This is a genomic window from Acidithiobacillus ferriphilus, assembly GCF_028215975.1.
GTDB classification, from domain to species: Bacteria; Pseudomonadota; Gammaproteobacteria; order Acidithiobacillales; family Acidithiobacillaceae; genus Acidithiobacillus; species Acidithiobacillus ferriphilus.
The window spans coordinates 2,496,506-2,513,333 of the sequence record NZ_CP116458.1; the positions used below are offsets into that span (position 1 = coordinate 2,496,506).

At 52.6% G+C, this 16,828-nt stretch carries 18 protein-coding genes and 1 pseudogene; 3 read left to right on the forward strand and 16 right to left on the reverse strand.

Translation table 11 applies throughout. The annotated features are described in order from the left end of the window. Positions 1–78: 78 nt before the first annotated feature. From pyrC to wrbA, 9 genes are all read right to left on the reverse strand, one after another. The gene (gene pyrC, locus PJU76_RS12575) at positions 79–1,116 is read right to left on the reverse strand and encodes a dihydroorotase (RefSeq protein ID WP_271779788.1); all 1,038 of its coding nucleotides are present in this window, start codon (positions 1,114–1,116) and stop codon (positions 79–81) included. A gap of 67 nt (positions 1,117–1,183) precedes the next feature. After that, the gene (locus PJU76_RS12580; RefSeq protein WP_271779789.1) at positions 1,184–1,741 is read right to left on the reverse strand and encodes a hypothetical protein; all 558 of its coding nucleotides are present in this window, start codon (positions 1,739–1,741) and stop codon (positions 1,184–1,186) included. A 55-nt stretch (positions 1,742–1,796) separates the two neighbouring features. Continuing rightward, positions 1,797–2,675: a DUF6671 family protein gene (locus PJU76_RS12585; protein ID WP_271779790.1), complete on the reverse strand. Its 879-nt coding sequence runs from the start codon at positions 2,673–2,675 to the stop codon at positions 1,797–1,799. Positions 2,676–2,741: 66 nt separating this feature from the next. Further along, positions 2,742–3,011: a hypothetical protein gene (locus PJU76_RS12590; protein WP_215880276.1), complete on the reverse strand. Its 270-nt coding sequence runs from the start codon at positions 3,009–3,011 to the stop codon at positions 2,742–2,744. Positions 3,012–3,533: 522 nt separating this feature from the next. After that, complete coding sequence (locus PJU76_RS12595; RefSeq protein WP_271779791.1) at positions 3,534–4,286, reverse strand: hypothetical protein; 753 nt, start codon at positions 4,284–4,286, stop codon at positions 3,534–3,536. 44 nt (positions 4,287–4,330) lie between these two features. Beyond that, the gene (locus tag PJU76_RS12600) at positions 4,331–5,299 is read right to left on the reverse strand and encodes an IS110 family RNA-guided transposase (RefSeq protein WP_271779405.1); all 969 of its coding nucleotides are present in this window, start codon (positions 5,297–5,299) and stop codon (positions 4,331–4,333) included. Positions 5,300–6,049: 750 nt separating this feature from the next. After that, the gene (locus PJU76_RS12605) at positions 6,050–6,814 is read right to left on the reverse strand and encodes a DODA-type extradiol aromatic ring-opening family dioxygenase (RefSeq protein ID WP_271779792.1); all 765 of its coding nucleotides are present in this window, start codon (positions 6,812–6,814) and stop codon (positions 6,050–6,052) included. A 121-nt stretch (positions 6,815–6,935) separates the two neighbouring features. After that, positions 6,936–7,574 (reverse strand): YceI family protein, encoded by a 639-nt coding sequence (locus PJU76_RS12610; protein WP_271779793.1) that lies wholly within the window; start codon positions 7,572–7,574, stop codon positions 6,936–6,938. A gap of 14 nt (positions 7,575–7,588) precedes the next feature. Continuing rightward, positions 7,589–8,191, reverse strand: coding sequence for an NAD(P)H:quinone oxidoreductase (gene wrbA, locus PJU76_RS12615; RefSeq protein WP_215893130.1), 603 nt, complete (start codon positions 8,189–8,191; stop codon positions 7,589–7,591). Between the two features lie 95 nt (positions 8,192–8,286). On the opposite strand from wrbA, the gene PJU76_RS12620 reads away from it, so the two are divergent. Next, complete coding sequence (locus PJU76_RS12620; RefSeq protein WP_233470695.1) at positions 8,287–8,616, forward strand: winged helix-turn-helix transcriptional regulator; 330 nt, start codon at positions 8,287–8,289, stop codon at positions 8,614–8,616. Between the two features lie 96 nt (positions 8,617–8,712). On the opposite strand, the gene PJU76_RS12625 is transcribed toward PJU76_RS12620, so the two are convergent. The 3 genes from PJU76_RS12625 to PJU76_RS12635 all read right to left on the reverse strand — a co-directional run bounded on the left by PJU76_RS12625 (position 8,713) and on the right by PJU76_RS12635 (position 10,642). After that, the gene (locus PJU76_RS12625) at positions 8,713–9,021 is read right to left on the reverse strand and encodes a hypothetical protein (RefSeq protein WP_271779794.1); all 309 of its coding nucleotides are present in this window, start codon (positions 9,019–9,021) and stop codon (positions 8,713–8,715) included. Continuing rightward, entirely contained in the window at positions 9,018–9,278 is a 261-nt protein-coding gene (locus PJU76_RS12630) for a hypothetical protein (protein ID WP_334212485.1), read from the reverse strand. The genes PJU76_RS12625 and PJU76_RS12630 overlap by 4 nt, the downstream gene beginning before the upstream one ends. 182 nt (positions 9,279–9,460) lie before the next feature. Then, complete coding sequence (locus PJU76_RS12635; RefSeq protein WP_271779795.1) at positions 9,461–10,642, reverse strand: acyltransferase family protein; 1,182 nt, start codon at positions 10,640–10,642, stop codon at positions 9,461–9,463. A 709-nt stretch (positions 10,643–11,351) separates the two neighbouring features. Here PJU76_RS12635 and PJU76_RS12640 point away from each other — a divergent pair. Further along, positions 11,352–12,281, forward strand: coding sequence for a class I SAM-dependent methyltransferase (locus tag PJU76_RS12640; RefSeq protein ID WP_408629737.1), 930 nt, complete (start codon positions 11,352–11,354; stop codon positions 12,279–12,281). 11 nt (positions 12,282–12,292) lie between these two features. Further along, a pseudogene (locus tag PJU76_RS12645) lies at positions 12,293–12,590 on the forward strand (IS3 family transposase); the annotation flags it as partial. Between the two features lie 103 nt (positions 12,591–12,693). Here PJU76_RS12645 and PJU76_RS12650 read toward each other — a convergent pair. The 4 genes from PJU76_RS12650 to PJU76_RS12665 form a co-directional block, all read right to left on the reverse strand. Further along, a complete protein-coding gene (locus PJU76_RS12650; protein ID WP_271779796.1) occupies positions 12,694–13,956 on the reverse strand; it encodes an EAL and HDOD domain-containing protein in 1,263 nt (420 codons plus the stop codon). A 521-nt stretch (positions 13,957–14,477) separates the two neighbouring features. Beyond that, on the reverse strand, positions 14,478–15,059 hold the full coding sequence (locus PJU76_RS12655; RefSeq protein ID WP_271779797.1) for a hypothetical protein: 582 nt from the start codon (positions 15,057–15,059) through the stop codon (positions 14,478–14,480). Positions 15,060–15,085: 26 nt separating this feature from the next. Beyond that, positions 15,086–15,871, reverse strand: a complete 786-nt coding sequence (locus tag PJU76_RS12660) for an EAL domain-containing protein (protein WP_271779798.1) — start codon at positions 15,869–15,871, stop codon at positions 15,086–15,088. 233 nt (positions 15,872–16,104) lie between these two features. Further along, complete coding sequence (locus PJU76_RS12665; protein WP_271779799.1) at positions 16,105–16,404, reverse strand: hypothetical protein; 300 nt, start codon at positions 16,402–16,404, stop codon at positions 16,105–16,107. Positions 16,405–16,828 lie beyond the last annotated feature (424 nt).

Consider the following 16,828-nt stretch of genomic DNA (forward strand, 5'->3'; position numbering starts at 1 on the left):
ATTCTCCTAATCATGTAGTCCACCACAACGAAACAGCGGAAGTTTTGCTTAAAATACAGGCCACTGCAAGGTGTCTGCTTATGTTACCACTCGCCAGGTTATCATTTCTCCAGCGCGCAACGGCACGACCGTGTCCTTCCCGAAATGCAGTTCTTCAGGCACCGTCCAACTCTGCTGCTCCAGGGTGAGGGTGTCCCGGTTGCGCGGCAACCGGTAGAAATCAGGTCCATGGAAGCTCGCAAAAGCCTCCAGTCGGTCAAGCGCACCGGCTCGCCCAAAAATCTCTGCGTAGAGCTCGATCGCCGCATGTGCGGTATAAATGCCAGCGCAGCCGCAGGCGGACTCCTTGGCTTGACGCGGATGCGGCGCGCTGTCGGTGCCGAGAAAAAATTTCGGGCTGCCGCTCGTGGCTGCGGCGACAAGCGCTGCGCGCTGCGTCTCCCGCTTCAGGAGCGGCAGACAGTAATGATGTGCTTGTAACCCGCCCTCGAATAGCGCGTTGCGGTTGAGCAGCAGATGATGCGCGGTGATCGTCGCGGCGACGGTGTCGGAGGCCTGCCGAACGAACTCGACCGCCGCGCGTGTGGTGATATGCTCCAGCACCATGCGCAGGCCGGGAAAATCGCGCGTCAACGGCATGAGGTGCCGGTCGATGAACACCGCCTCACGGTCAAACACGTCCACGGTCGGATCGATCACTTCGCCGTGCATCAACAACGGCAGATCCTGCTGTTCCATCGCCGCGAGCACCGAATAGGCACGCTTCAGATCGGTCACGCCATGCTCGGAATGGGTGGTAGCGCCGGCCGGGTAGTACTTGACCGCCTGCACAAAGCCACTATTTTTTGCCTTCGCGATCTCGGACACCGGCATATTGTCCGTGAGATAAAGGGTCATGAGCGGATCGAAGCGCATATCCGCTGGGAGTGCCGCGAGGATGCGATCGCGGTAGGCATGCGCCAAATCAACTGTCGTGATGGGAGGTTGAAGATTCGGCATGACAATGGCGCGCGCAAAACGCCTCGCCGTGTCGGGGAGTACCGCGGCCATCATCGCGCCATCCCGAAGATGGAGATGCCAATCGTCGGGGCGTATGAGAGTGAGTCGCTTCACCATTGCTACCCTCCTGGTACACAAAGTCGGAGTATAACCATCCGGAGTAGGTTTTACCGGGTTCATTTTTTCAATGGCATGACAATTCGTCCTGTAAGGACAAAGCACCCGTATCCGGGTCGCAATAAATCGGGTCGGCAATCCGCAGCGGATACCGGAGATTCAGTTGGTTGATCTCTGCATACACTTGCTCCACGGGTGTGCCACGCGCGAAAACCGGTGAATAAGCGCCAACGGTTCCGGTGTTTCCCTGCGTAAGCGCAATCAGCGCATCAAGCAATAGATTATGGGAAAGCCCCATCCCCTCATTGGTCTCCCGGCATACCACCTCGATCGAGGCGACTGACCAGATACCCCACAAGGCAAAACTTTCCCGTGTCGTCAGAAGAAGAGTCTGAGTGGCTGACAATGGCCATACCCACTCTTGAGGAAGGCTGGTGACTGTGTGCTCATCCACCCATACGCCCAAGAAACGTTCATTGGCAAAGGAATCGCCTTGGCGGCTGCGACAAAACGCAAGAAACGCCTCGACCTGCTGGCAGGCGTTGGCAAGATCGTCTGTTCTCCGAACGAAAAGAAACAGACATGCTACTGGAACATCCCGCACTGCCTCGGTAATCGTTGTCATGATGGGATACTCCTCAATTCGGGCTGCCGACACATGGCTGTCTGCCGTTTCTGATTCACGGGTTGCACCAGTCGCAGTGGCCCGCTGGAGCGGTCTTCTCCGGGCGTTCCAGCGCGACTTGATGGCCACACCTGGCACAACTGTGGATGTCCGCCCGGGTGTCCCGTGTCGGGGAGTCACAATCCTCACAAGGCAAGCCGGGGATGCGCTCCACGATCTGAAAACCGGGCGTATTGCAGATCGGGCATGGGGTGCGAAGTTTGTGGGCGAGGTCCCGTGAGGCTTGGGCAACCATCTCCATGCGCATGGGATTCATATGCGCACGCATGTCGGTTTCCAGGAAGGCGCAGCCGTTGTCCGCCTCGCCACAGGCCCAGAAAAAGGCCTCACGCAGCGATTCCCAGTCGGCAATCCCTTTGCGGACGCGGGAATCGTCCTCATGGCGCGGGCGCACTACGATCCCGTGTTCGGGAAAACCTGCCGCGCGGGCGAATGCCTCGGCCTGCTCCCAGTTGGCAGCGAGCAGATGAGAGAAGTTGGTCCTACCCGAGGCAGCCCCCACCACTTCGATCCCGAGCGTATCGTCGATCCAGACCATCATTTCTATGTTCAGGGAAAACAGCCCGGTAAACGGATCCGGTCCGAAGCTGCCTTCGCTAGCGAGTCCCAGGGGCAAATTCGCCAACTTCATGCCGATGCGTGCCTTTTTCCGCGCCGCCTCGATCTGGGTACCGACACGGGGGATGTCGCGGGTAAAGGTACCCAGTTGGTCCGTGTCAAAGCCTGTCACCAGTGCAACCTCACAACCAATGGCGGCGGCCAGTATAGGAGCAACAACTTTCTCCTTGCCGTGCTGGGTAAGTAAGGCCACGCTTGAATCTTTGTAGATGGCGTTTTTCAAACGCGAATCTTTTGCATGCTCTATCTCACGCATTTGATGGCATGACTCCCAAAAAAGCACAGGCCACGGGGTTGCCAGGGCAACCCCGACTTCATTTGGTTAATCCGTCACATTCCAGTGGGTTCCAACGTGACCGGCACGGAGCCATGCCAAGTAGCGGCGAGCCTCATAGATACTAAGAAGGGACGGCTCTTGATCGTGGTGATAACGTACGCAGACATAGTGCCCTGCTGCCCGGGCGTGGGCGCCGTTGAATTCTTCATGGGACGGCGCCCCCTTTGACGAAAGGGCATCAATGTCCTGAGCAAGCTCGAAAGCCGAAAGCCTCAAATCTGCCGCGGGTTTTGCCAACTGTCTGAAAATAGACATAAAACCTCCCGTTGCTCCATTCAAGACAGACATCGTCTGGAACACTACTATTGCGTTTATCACGAGACCTCATGGCTCGCACCCGATATCACACTGAGGAAAATGCTCTCCATCGGGTCCGTCGGCGCGCTCAGAGGGGCGATGACTGAGGAGGAGTGTGGATGAGGCTAAATTTAAATAAAAGTTAAATATACTTACCATAATATTTAACAATAACTGAACGTAATTGGGTCTGCCCGCCGACGAACGCTTCAACATCACGGGGGCAGATACCTAGGGTAGCCTTAGAGATCAAACTGGCCGCCCAAGCGCGACCGACGTACCGCACTGATGCTGTTTGAAGTCATCAAGAAGGAAGGCTTTACCGGCTGCTATGCACGAGCCATCGAGTCCGTGCGCAACTGGCGGAATGTGATCGCTCCCCAGGTGGTCAGTTTTAAATGCGCGCCAACAATACAGGGGTCATATCCGAGCCCCTTAATCCTTGCGGGGGTGGATCCATTTTTCTCTGCCTAAATCTCGTTAGTAGTGGTAGGCCAAACCGAAGATCCCGCGCACATCATTGACGCGTATGTCCCTGGAGGCCGTCCCCATTCGACCGGAAGCCGAATACCTGTCGTAGTACGCGCCGACAAAGCCGCTCCATGACGAGTCAAAACGGTAATCCGCCTTTGTGCCAACCTGCAGCACATTTGCGCCCGGCGCGTTCGTGGAAATGCCCCCAAGGTATCCAATATGCCCACTGATGGTAATCCGGCTGGTCGGAGCGATGGCACCATACACCCCCCCGCCGAGGGCATTGTTTACATAGGCTGCCGACTGACCCCTCACCCATAAGGTGAATTGTGCACACTGGTAGCCAATGTAGGGACCAACGATCACGTTCTGGGCAACCTGAAACCCTTTACCGAACCGCGCATTGAACTGTAGGGAGTGTCCGCTTATATTACTAGGGCTGGGACCACTCCCGACCTTAACCCCGGTGGGACTGTAGATAGTATACGTACCCCCATTGAGAGCCGGCCCTACGCCATAGTCGAATCCCAGATGGGCAAACCACCATTCGGAATTGGCGCCGTTGAAGGCAACACCAACACCAGTGGTGGTGTTGCCACCGGACGCGGTGATCGAACCATAGGCATTACCGGCTGTAACACGGGATGGTGTGCCGACGACCTGCCCGTAGATGCCCAGACTATCCAGTCCGTTGCGCAGAACGTTGGCATTTGCCCCAAGCGGAACACACAATGCGGCAACAAGGATAATATGTTTCATTATTTTTGCTCTCCAGGTGATTGCAGATACCGTCTTGGACGGCGTTATGCAACTCCCAATTTGGGGTTAAACGGTTTCCCCGACTTGAGGACGCCAAAAGCCAGATGCAGGAGCTTGCGCATGGCCGCGACCACCACTTGCATGGGGCGTTTGCCTCGGGCCAATAGCCGGTCGCAAAAGGATGCGATGATGGGGTTGTGTCGCTTGGCGACCACTGCCGGCAGGTAGAGGGATTTGCGCAACAAAGCATTCCCCGCCTTGGCGATGGGGGTCTTTCCTGCCCATTGACCCGACTGGCGAATGCGGGGATTGAGGCCGGCATAGGCAACCACCTGTTTGGCAGAGTGGAACCGCTCCAAGGGGCTGAGAAAGGCCAGCAAGGTGGCGGCCGTGTTGTCCCCAATACCAGGGATACTGGACAGCAACTCCTGTTGGTTTTTGAGATCGGGGTGTTTATCGATATGGATCTCGATCTGCAGGCGTACCATCTCGATCTGCTGATGAACAAATTCCAGGACGGCCTCCACAGACTTCCGCGCTGGCCCCTCGGCCGCTTCCAGTCGGCTGTTCTCCATCGTTTGCAGTGCCAGGAGGTCCTCCAGACGTTGGACCAGGGCCTGGAGGGTGACGATCTCCTCAGCCGGCGGCACCCAGGGCGCAGGACGGTGCATCCGGCAATACCGGGCAATGAGCCGGGCATCGGCCTTGTCCGTCTTGGCCCGGGTCAGTTCTGTCTTGCCGAAGGCATGGATCTGGGCCGGGTTGACCACGCTGATGAGGATCTGCTGTTGCGCCAGAAAGCGTGCCAAGTCCCGCCCGTAGACGCCCGTGGTCTCCATGCAAAGATGGGCTTCCTGGGCGTCGTGCCTGGTCAGCCACTCCAGGAACTGCTGATGTCCAACGGGTGTGTTGGGGAAGACCTTACTGCGATACTTGCCCTCAGCGTTCAAGAGAGCCACATCGAATTTGGTCTTGGCCACGTCGATGCCAACGAATAGAGTAGGATGAGTCATGCCAATCTCCTTGAAAAGATAACGGCGATCTACGGACCATGCCGGTTCAACCTTATCTGTGCAGGCTCTTGCCCAGGGCAGGCCTTGGATACCGTCCGAACGGGTGGCAAAGGTGAGGCGAGCGATTAATCTGCATTACAGGATTGATTCCTTGGGTGACAACCAGTTTTGCCCGCCTCGCTCCGGGGATCAGCCGAAGGGTACCAATCCACAGGGACTGGTTCCAAGACATAAGGGTGACAAAACTCAGATTAAACGAAGCGCTCGTTTATGATTATGCAGACCAACCAGGCAGGATTCGGGCTTCATATATCAAACCGCCGCATGAAGCCGTATCCTGTGATAGTACGGTGCAGGGATCATAATAAAATATGCCCGGTATGTCACCCATGTGCGCCGAACCGACCTCGCTCCTTAAACGCGTAACGCCGGCGAGCCATATAGTATCCCAACCTGATGCTTTGTGGATCAGCCATACACCTTCACTCCAAAACTGAAAATGCGGGATGATGCTATTTTGTCCGTTAACACAAGAAGTGTTCGCTGACAAAATAGCATCATCCTGACGTCTCGCGGATTTCCCGCCCCCTCGGCGTGCTCTTTACCTCCAGTGGCAAGTATGCAGCGGAAGCTGTCGTTCAAATCATCAACAGAATAAGCATGGAGTTGCATCTCGGGCGCAGTTTCCCGCAGCAAACATCCAGCATCCGAGCCATCATTCGTTGACTGATAGGGGTTCGGAAACCGGCGTTAGCCAAACATGAAAGCGCTCTCAACCGCTCCCAGAACCGCATCCTCGAAAACCTTTTTGCACAGTTCCCCTGCTGCCGAACCGGCAACCAGAAACAAGGGTGCAAGATGTTCTTCTCTAGGATGAGAGTGCCGAGCTCCAGGAGCTTCAGACCACTGAAACAATAATCGTCTACGTTCTTCCGGATTTTGATTTGTTAGGGATTTTGTTAACCAGTCATCAAAGTCGTATCCGGCTATATTATCCGTCTTGTTTTTGATCCCACGCATCAATACAGGAATATTGTGAAAAGTGTTACCAGAGCCAAGTATTAAGACATTCTCATCCCGCAAGGACGTGAGGGATTCTCCGGCTAGATAGTGTGTTTCTGGATCTAAACCGGCTTGCAGAGATAGCTGTACGCAAGGAATATCCGCCGCTGGAAAAGCTATTTTCAACGGCACGAAGACGCCGTGATCATATCCCCTATTCTCATCTGTATGGGTATAATTTCCTGCTTTCTCGAGCAAATTTCTGACTTGCAATGCTAGGTGGGGATCACCTCCGGCCGGCCACTGCAATTGGTAGGTTTCTTCTGGGAATCCAGAGTAGTCGAATAACAATCCAGGGTTACTGTTTTTTTTATAGTGAATATCTGCTCTTCCCAGTGAGCGGATACGATGAGGATAGCACCTGGACGATTTGGTAGTAGTGCAGGGAGATTCTCCAGGAATTTCCTGTGCCTGTTCCAGGTATTGGCTGGATCCCAGTTCATAAAGAAGCAAGGACCTGCCCCATGCGGTATAAATAGAGTCGGTTGGCGCATAATATAGAAAGTATCTTTGTGTTCCATGGTTACAAGCAGGCTATTAAAATCGCTTAATATCCTGCTCTCTATGTTGATGATTACTTTTTGACACCTTCCACTTCGACCTTGATGCTAACAGCGTTTGATAAACCTTCTGGCAAGTAAGCATCTATACCGAAATCCGATCGATGGATAGTAGTTGTGGCCACAAATCCCGAGAGATAGCCACCCCAAGGTTTGGGAAGGTAGGAAACATTCCCTGCACCCAGCTCCCGGACCTGGAAAACCACGGGCTTGGTTATCCCATGCAAGGTGAGATTGCCGTAAAGATCCCCCATATTTTTACCGTTTGGGACATATTTGCTGCTGACAAAAGTGATGTCGGGATATTTCTTGACATCAAAAAATTCCTTGCTGCGCAGATGCACATCCCTTAAGGCATAGCCCGTATTGATACGGGCGGCGGGGATGGTGATCTGGACCCGGTCTTTACCCGGATTCTGGGCGTTGAAGGTATAGCTTCCTGCGATTTTGTCGAAGCGTCCGGTGAACTGGGTGATGCCCACGTGACCAATGGTAAACAGTACGTTGGTGTGCTGTGGGTCAATACGATAAGTTCCGTCAGGATTCCCAGAAAGCAGAGTGTAGTGCTTTATTGGTGTGGCCATGGCACTTCCAGCCATTACCAAAGACAACGCAGTAACTGCTAATGTGGATGAAGGGTATCGTTTTAACATTGTTGGCTCCTCCTTCAGGGAAAAATCTTCTTTGCGATTTCTGCCACGTGCCGTCCCTGGAAGCGGGCAATGGTCAGCTCGTTGGCCGAAGGCATGCGGCTACCGTCGCCCTTGGCCAAGGTGCTGGCACCATAGGGCGTACCACCGCTGATTTCGTCCATGTTCAACAATTCCGGGCAGCTATAGGGCACGCCCACGACAATCATGCCTTGGTGGAGCAAGAAGGTGTGAAAAGAGGTGATGGTGGTTTCCTGACCGCCGTGCTGAGAGGCGGTGCTGACGAATACGCTGCCCACCTTGCCCACCAGTGCTCCCTGTTGCCATAAGTTGCCGGTGCGATCCAGGAAGTTGCGCATCTGCCCGCTCATATTCCCGAAGCGGGTGGGGGTACCGAAAATGATCGCATCGTAGTTGGCCAAATCATCGGGGCTGGCCTCCACCGCACGCTGCTCCGTCTTGGCATGCATACTGGCCAGCACGTCTGCGGACACAGTCTCGGGTACGCGTTTGATGTCTACCTGAGTGCCCACTACCGAGCGGGCACCTTCCGCTTCGGCCTCGGCCATAGCTTCCACATGCCCCCAAAGGCTGTGATACAAAACCAAAATCTTGCTCATAAACGATTCCTCTCTATGGACTCCCATATGGAGTCTGGGTTTCAATAGACCATGCAGGATTCTTTTTGTAAAGTAGGTACTTTAAGGTAACCAATATGCGTCAATCCCGACAGAAACAGGCTTGTCCTATGGACCAGCTCCTGCGGCTCCTCATGGGGCCGTGGACCACCTATATCCTCTGGGTACTGGAAAACCAGGGCACCTTGCGCTTTGGTGAACTCAAGAGGACTATCCCAGGCATTTCATCTCGCATGCTGACAGAGCGGCTGCGGGGTTTGGAGACAGCCCAGATCGTTTTTCGGGATTACCGTCCCACCATACCGCCGGAAGTCCGCTACGGATTGACCGAGCGGGGTCAGGAATTGGGAACGGTGCTGGCCAGCCTGAACCTTCTGGCTCAGAGGTGGTTTCTGGAAAAAAAATGATCGAATCACTAATAACGCTTTGTTTTATTCCGCTGATTTCTGGGCAAGACTGATCGTATATCGTGCGGCCTTCATTAATGGAATTAAACGGAACTTCTATACCCCGTTGCATACATGAGTGTGAATCAGCGTCATTGTTTGGCCAGCAATTAGCGTTATAGTTGACAGCCAACAATCCCAGGTCGAGATTCTACATGGCGGTGCCGACTTCGTAGCCGCCGTGGGGGCGACATGGGTGGTGAAGTTGGGGTACCCCACCCGGTTGGGATCATGACCCACCCCCGGCACGAAATACCCGTGCTGGAAATCGCGGTTGAAGCGGGTAATGTCCTGCCGCCCCTGCCGGATCATGGCGCGGTTCACCGGGGAATTCGGATTGATCACCTCGGGGGTGACGAAGATCACCAGTTCGCTCTTTCGCTCTGGTTGTGCTGGAACTGGGTATCCCTGAAAAGGGTACCGAGGATGGGGATGTCCCCGAGCCAGGGCAGCTTGTTGATGCTGTTAGCACCCGTGGCGTGGATCAGGCCCGACAGGACGATGGTTTGGCCGGAGTGGACGTTGACCACCGAGTCCGTCTTGCGGGTCAGGAAGGCCGGATAGCCCTGAACGGTGAGCGCCGGATTGATCTGACTGATGGCGGTGTTGATCGTCGCCAGGATTGCCTTTGGGTATCACGGGTTGGTGAAACGCACAGTACAGCATAGCTAGGTGCTATGCGCCTAGTGTCGGCCTAAAGCTGGGAAAACTAAAGGAAGTCAGCATTGATTCGCAGCATCCTGACTGGGATGGCCTCCGCCAAAGACTGATTTACTAAATGATAATACAGTGCACAAGCTGTTTCTTATAATCTTTTTGTGATGAAACCGTCGCGGGGCAGAGTTCTGGAAATATTTATAGCCGGCTTTTCCACAAACCGGTATGTAAGGTCAGAAACTAGAAATGTAACACCGATAGATAATGGCAGCAGGACTGGTAAAATGATTACGCCGTAGAAAGCATGTAACATGGCCAGCAAAACCACCGCGTGCAATAAATATAAACTATAAGAAATTTTTCCAAAATATAAAAAAACAGGTCTCGTAAGAATTTTAATTGCGACAATATCGTAAGCCGAAACAACCAGTAGAATGGCCGCACCCATTACGGCTGGCCAATCGCGGACTACCAAATGGTGAATCCCTATGGTGCCAACGAAGTGGGGTCCATAGTAATAAAGAGAAAATCCGATGATAAACACGGCTATCCGACCTTGTGTGCTGAGTCTGCCATACCATTTTTGTAATGGCTTACGCTGGCTCGCCAGCGTAGCGCCAAGGACGAAAGCGAACATGTAGTACGGCGTAAAAATATATGCAGTGAATGATCCAGATAGAGTTAGCCAAGACAGTAATGGCCAACCGGACAAAGCAAAAATGCGGATTACCATGGACAACACGCTAACCGTAAAGAATATAACGATCGAAATCCACCATTCTTTGCCACGCACAAACAATAAAATGACTGGAAATAATATAGATATTCTCATCTCCTGCACTAGTGTCCATATGGTAAAATCATAGCGATTAGTGTCGAACGCATCTATAAATAGTAGAAGAGCAAATATTGATTTTGTCGTTATCGAGTCAGACCAAAACTGGTTTATCCATGGATTTAATCCGGATAACTTCCCGTGATACAGGAGGCACTCTCCAACGATTCCCAAAAATACCGCAAATAAATATGGTATATACAAACGCAGGCCACGCTTCAGGAGAAACTGTATGTAGTTCACACTTGCGCTGTTGATCATAACAAACAGCACGTAGCCACTCAACACGAAGAACAATAATACAGCGGATCTTCCCGCCCAGAATATGCCCAATGGGCTATATGATAAATTATCTATAAGTGAAGATACATCTTTGTAATATGGCAACGATGAATTGGCAAATATAAGAACATAATGCGATAACATCACAGCCAACGCGGCGATTCCTCGAATCGCATCGAATTGATAGATGTGGCGTCTTTTTTCTGCGGACATATCGCTCCTTCCATAAAATGACCAGTAGACAGTATCATGCTTAATCCGATTTCAGCAATCCCAAGCCTTATCCAACGACACATAAGCGTAGTAATCGGCCCTGGGTGCCGCAAATCGCGCCGAAGAAACACGCTGTGGCTCCGGTTATGACAAAGTAGGAGCGTGGCACTGCAGAAGACCGATAAGTCAATGGTGCGTTATGCCCGTACATGAGCGTGGTCCTGAGTGACGTCATCGACATTGGTGAACCCGCTGGGTGGTGTACAGCCGCTGAATGGGTATCCCGTTTGAGAGAGTGGGCAAGACGACGTACCCGAAGAGGTGAGCAAGGAAGTCAGCAGCATCCTGACTGAGATGGCCTCACGACGGGTGGTGACCAATCGCGGGAAGCGTAATCCGCGCGGCATCAGAAAAAAGATGAATTCGTTCCGGTTCGAGATCAAGGTGCTTCGCTGCATCAGCCCTGTGATCCCATTCCGATCATCTTATCTAACTAAACAGTATCGACCTTGGCACCTGAATGATATTCCATCCAACGCCCTGTCATAAATAACGATCTCACCATAATACGTTGCACAGCAAGATAATTAATATTATACTTTGGCATAGAAATTACAAACTATATCTTGGTGCAACGAGGTCAGCCCTGCTACAGGGGCGCACATGGCGCCGGCATCAATCAATTTAGACTGGCTAACTGGTGAAGATCATGCTTATATCTGAAATAAGTGCCGATAATGAGGAACATGATCTTTGGGCCGACTGGATTTTGCATCGACGAAATGCTGGCAGCCCTGGATTCAAGCAGCGCATCATGGCTGAAGTTGAACGTTATGCGGACCGCGTGCTCGATGCTGCACAATTACAGCCAGGAATGACGCTTGTGGATGTCGGTTGCGGAGACGGATTCCTAGGCTTACGTGGAATAAAACGCATAGGTCCCACACTGCACGTCATCTTCACGGATATTTCTGCACGCCTACTAAAAATTGTGGAGGAAGAATGTATCCGCAAAAATGTACGTGAACAGTGTACATTTTTTATTGCTTCTGCTGAAGATCTTTCAGCTATCGCAGACCAAAGTGTTGATGTTGTTGCCACCCGTTCAGCGCTCGCATATGTTCACAACAAACCCGCTGCACTGAGCGAGTTTTGGCGGATACTAAAACCTGGTGCTAAGATATCTTTCGCGGAGCCAATATTTCAAGATGAAGCCCTCTCTGTTGGTGTCCTGCGTGCAATCATTGAATCCAACCATGAAACAGCAAAAAACGACCTTATAAGTTTGATTTACCGGTTGAAATCAGCGCAATTTCCCAGCAACCAAGATCAGATGGAAGATGCGTCATTTTGCAACTTCTCCGAACGCGATTTGCTGCGCATGATACAAGAAGCTGGATTTCATGAAGCCCACCTAGAATTGCACATCGATGTGCATAGATCGTTAATAAACTCTTGGGATGAATTCATTGGCCGCTCACCGCACCCGCTTGCTCCGTCACTGCAACAAGTCATGGAACAATCATTCAGCGTGGACGACCAGAAATTGTTTGAGTCTGTGATACGCCCGGCAGTAGAATCCAAGACGATCCTCGATAATGAGCGAATCGTTTATTTAACGGCGACAAAGTATCCTTGATGAATTCGATATCCACGCTACTGACCAAGCTCTATGATCTGGGGAGCGGCTTTGCGGACCTCGACACCGCGCGAATCTGGGTGCGTAACTTCATCGTCTGGTACAACTACGAGCATCGTCGCATTCGCTTCGTCATTCCAGCCCAGCGTCACCGGGGCGAGGATCATGGCGCGACTAGCGAAACGTCATGCCCTTTATGAGGTGGCCAAGGCAAAAAATCCGGAACGCTGGTCAGGCAGCACACGCAATTGGACTCCCGTCGGGGCGGTAAATCTGAACCCCCAGTGGCGGGATAAAAAGGCCGCTTAAAAAATGGGAGATGGTATCTACCTTGACAGACGCGCGCGGGCACCGCTGAACTACGTCATGGGTGCCCTGGAACTCAATATGAATGAAACAACTTTAAAAGCAGTTATTCCAGACTGGCGGCCCAAGCCATAGATTCCAGAGATATACGCGTGATATCGGCGATGGTGAAGCCCAGGGATGCAGCACGGTCGCGCACCACATCAATTTCACCACGCTCTGCGGCCTCAATGATTTGGAGCAGGATGCCGTCTTCGCCTTGATGCTCCATTATGGCCGCACGCATTTCTGGGCACAGCCGCAACTCATCTAATAGCCCAGCCATCGGTTGTTCCAGGTAAACATCCAGCAATGACAGCATACCAACCAGGAAAGATCGGTGCAGCGCGAGTGGATGGGATTCTAGTAGTGTTGAACGTTCGCGCAACATTTCAGCGAGGCGGGCGCGGGTCGCCGCAATCACCAGTAACGGACTTTTGCGCCCACCTTGGCTGGCAAAGAGCAAAAGGGTCAGCCAACGCTGCAAAGGTTGCCGACCGAGCAGAATAAGTGCGCGGCGGATGCTATCGATTTCTTGGCCGCGGGTCAGACCTGCTGAATTCAGGTAGCGGAGGAGTTGATAAGATAAACTTGGATCCTTACGAAAGATTTCTTCGATATCACTTACCGGATTTTCCTCTGCAAGAAGATTCAACAAGTTAAAAATTGTGCGCTGATTTTCGGTAAGCATTCTCCCCGCGACAATCTCGGGGTGCATAAAATAATAACCCTGACTATAATCGACGCCTATTTCAAAGCAGCGCCGCGCTATAGCTTGAGTTTCTACGCACGTAGCAATGAGTGCCGGTGTGTTGGCCAGGTTGGCCTTGCGGACCATGCTTATCCACGCCTCCCATGCCGCAGGCTCGTTGGTATTGGTGTCGATTCTGACAAAATCCACGAGTTTCAGTAGTGCCATTTGCCACGGTACGCCCTCAAAAAGATCCAAAGCCAAGCGAAAGCCGCGCCTCCGCAAATTCATCATCTTCTCAATGAAATCATGGCCGGGCGCTTCGGCAATAGTAAATGCAGGAATGATCTGTTTGGGTGGAAATAACGCAAGACTTTCTTCATCAAAACAGTTGTTACTGAAATTTATGAAGGCCGGTTTCCTGCCCAATAATTGTTCTACATTAAATATATTAAAGGTTTTGAACATTACTCTGGCCGAGGAGAGGAAGGGGTCGGTCAATGGTCCATTGTATGAGTCGTCGTCCCGGACAAAAAGTTCATAGCCAATAATTTCATTCTGGCGTCCGAAGATGGCCTGCCGGACGATGAGTTCCTGCGTGTCTTTGGAAACGGTTGTTTTGGGAAATTCAACAGGCATAATGACACCGTCATGGAGCGATTTAGTAGAGTTTTGGAAACGTCGGTCATTTGCAATAAGCGCGCAGTATAAGTGCGCCCGATGAGATATTGACTCGGGTCTAGGCCGCAAAGAATGGCGGCGGTCAAACTGCCGATCCTGGCACCGATGTGCCGAGTTCATCTGGAATCGAACGACGACCAAGCTGGGATGTCACCGCTATGCCTTTAACTGGTTTGGCGGTGTACCGGGCCGGATGATCATCAGTCACGTCAAATGTGCAAGCCCCAAACTCTGCATCAACTATCCCACCGCCCCAATGTTGAAAAAGACACGACGGCACCCACATATCATATTGACACAACTTATAAATGCAAGTCGCACCCTCAGCCCAATTTCCGCGATTGTCTCGGGTCGTTGGGTTTTCATCTGCGTGTTGTCGATACTCTGGCTGCGGTTGGGGCCCCTTCTTGGCGTAAATCGGGCAGCCAGACCTCTCGCAGGGGTAACGATCAAAGGGGTTTTGGGGGTTGTCGCGAAGATTAGCCGGTCGGCTCGTGGACGGCAGCGTAAGAGCGTTGGCGAATATCGGCAAACCAATCGACTGTGGCAGCGGGAATCTTCAGCACCCAGGCATCGGCATGGCGCACCAGCGCTCCGGGACCTGAAAGAGTCGCCAACGAACAGTCGCGATGCGATGCTGTTGCCATCCCTCCCTCAAAGTGGAGGTGGCGAAAGAGCGCGAACAAATTGTGGGCGATCACCCCAAGCCGGAAGAACGCTGTATGGGTGCTTTCCTGACCACAAGGCACGCTCCATCCCAAAACCGATCTTGATCTCTTTGATGCCGTTTTCTGAGCATTCTTCTCGCTGCCGGTACCCAACCAAGACGGCAGCGGTGCTACCCACTCGGTTACTGGCGATAACGTGGTAGCGTGGACGGTCGATTTCCAGGAGATCGGCCTGCTGCGGGTAGCGGACCACGATGAGTCATCTTGAATGAAAGCACCGTTCGTGCCATTTTCCTCATCGGCACCGCCTGTAAGTCCACCCGATAGGTGAATCTTTTCGACGAGACCATTATACCGGAAATCCTTGTGGGTTGGACGTTCCCGCCAAATCATCCGCAACTCAATCGCGGAAATAAGGCTCAGAGAGGGGAGAAGCTATGCCTATCGTGGTACGACCGAGCATTATACTGCACCACCCAGTCTGGAATCAACTTCGGCGCCATGGGTCTCGCTATGGCGTAACCCTGCAAACAGTGGCATTGCAGCTGGGTAAGCAGAGCGGTATGCCCCGTTGTTTCCACCCCTTCTGCCACCACCAGCAGTCCCATCAGCTTCGCACTAGTTACTACCCCAGCCACAATCGCATGATCCTTGGGATCGTGAAGGATGTTTCGGACAAAACTTTGATCGATTTTTATAGTTTGCGCAGGCAGCTTCTGCAAATAGGTCAGTGAGGCATTCCCGGTGCCAAAATCGTCCAGCGCGATCCGCACTCCCAGTCGGTTGCATGCCAACAGGGTTTTCTGTGCCTTGGCAAAGTCGAGTAGCGGTGCGGTTTCGGTGACCTCAATTTCAACCGAGGACGCAGGCAGATCGGTATGCGCACCCAAAGCGGTCTGCAAATCAGATAGAAATTCCTGATCCAATAAATGGTAAGTGCTCATATTCACCGAAACGCGCAGAGGCAGACCCTGCCGATGCCAGACCTCTGCTTGCGCTAGTGCCGACTCCAGCACAAAACAGCCGATGCGTCGCGCCAGACGCGGCGCATCTAGGACGCTGGCAAAGGCCGCAGGAGGCAATAGTCCAAGCTCCGGGTGGTTTAGACGGAGCAATGCCTCCACCGCCACGGGCCCTTTGGCAATCTCCACCACGGGCTGGTAGTGGAGCAGCAATTGCCCCTGATTCAGTGCAACTCCTGTCATCCTGATACTCCCATTTGGTCTTTTTTGAGGTTGATCCATAGGCTACTCAACCCACTGGAACCGCTCCTTCCTCACTGCTTTGACCACATAACCGGCCAAATCCGCATGCCCCGCAGCTAATCCTCGAAGGCGCATCATCCCAGCAACTAGACGCAACGCCGTCCATACTCTGCTGTGGTAATCCAGGAAGCGCATCGTGGGTGACCAGCCCGCTGGGTCAGTTCGATGGTCAGTCACCATTTCCCGGTGACATCCCGAAAAATCAGAATCGTGCCCAACAAGATACCTCGTCGATCCCGGATCGGTACTGCCTTTTTCCCGCTCGTGACCCACTCACTCACCGCAAATAAGTGATCATCGTCGAATGTGGGTAGCAACAACAGCGTCAAGCCACCCGCGGTTGACGACTCCATGTTACGCACCATACCACCTTGCAAAACGGGGCGCGGAACGCAACCTCGCACCACGACGCGAAACACCCTACTGTCTGGTACTACGGCACACAGGCGCCATTCGTCCGTTGCCGTGCTCATGCCAGCAAATACCCTTGACTGGAAACCTGGGCGATCCATAAGATGGCGCACATAATGGATACAAGTGAAATATGAATGCCATTCATGAGGATGGAGACATGCCGCCTCACGCAAAACAGAGCCGGCATACTTGGAGCACTGAGGTTTTGGCCAAGCTCGCGATAAGCATCTAAATGGCGATAAATATATTTTAAATCAATAATATAATATGTGGCATATTCATTGCATAATTTTGCATGACTTCAGGAGAGGGCATGCTTGCAGATATCACGTTTCTTTGGTAGGGCCGCGTCCTTGCTCGATGCACAATCGGAAGTACTGATCAGCAATCTGGCCTCAGAATTTTTCGAACCACCCTAAAGCATGAAGGATGTATAGGGCAGACCTGGAATTCGTGGACGATACGGTTGCCGTGAAGCCATTG

Coding starts and splice junctions, on each gene's coding strand:
- PJU76_RS12595 (WP_271779791.1), bottom strand. CDS start 4,286: ATGAAACATATTATCCTTGTTGCCGCATTGTGTGTTCCGCTTGGGGCA.
- PJU76_RS12655 (WP_271779797.1), bottom strand. CDS start 15,059: ATGATTTGGCGGGAACGTCCAACCCACAAGGATTTCCGGTATAATGGT.
- PJU76_RS12650 (WP_271779796.1), bottom strand. CDS start 13,956: ATGCCTGTTGAATTTCCCAAAACAACCGTTTCCAAAGACACGCAGGAA.
- PJU76_RS12665 (WP_271779799.1), bottom strand. CDS start 16,404: ATGAGCACGGCAACGGACGAATGGCGCCTGTGTGCCGTAGTACCAGAC.
- PJU76_RS12580 (WP_271779789.1), bottom strand. CDS start 1,741: ATGACAACGATTACCGAGGCAGTGCGGGATGTTCCAGTAGCATGTCTG.
- pyrC (WP_271779788.1), bottom strand. CDS start 1,116: ATGGTGAAGCGACTCACTCTCATACGCCCCGACGATTGGCATCTCCAT.
- wrbA (WP_215893130.1), bottom strand. CDS start 8,191: ATGAGCAAGATTTTGGTTTTGTATCACAGCCTTTGGGGGCATGTGGAA.
- PJU76_RS12620 (WP_233470695.1), top strand. CDS start 8,287: ATGCGTCAATCCCGACAGAAACAGGCTTGTCCTATGGACCAGCTCCTG.
- PJU76_RS12640 (WP_408629737.1), top strand. CDS start 11,352: ATGCTTATATCTGAAATAAGTGCCGATAATGAGGAACATGATCTTTGG.
- PJU76_RS12610 (WP_271779793.1), bottom strand. CDS start 7,574: ATGTTAAAACGATACCCTTCATCCACATTAGCAGTTACTGCGTTGTCT.
- PJU76_RS12590 (WP_215880276.1), bottom strand. CDS start 3,011: ATGTCTATTTTCAGACAGTTGGCAAAACCCGCGGCAGATTTGAGGCTT.
- PJU76_RS12660 (WP_271779798.1), bottom strand. CDS start 15,871: ATGACAGGAGTTGCACTGAATCAGGGGCAATTGCTGCTCCACTACCAG.
- PJU76_RS12585 (WP_271779790.1), bottom strand. CDS start 2,675: ATGCGTGAGATAGAGCATGCAAAAGATTCGCGTTTGAAAAACGCCATC.
- PJU76_RS12600 (WP_271779405.1), bottom strand. CDS start 5,299: ATGACTCATCCTACTCTATTCGTTGGCATCGACGTGGCCAAGACCAAA.
- PJU76_RS12635 (WP_271779795.1), bottom strand. CDS start 10,642: ATGTCCGCAGAAAAAAGACGCCACATCTATCAATTCGATGCGATTCGA.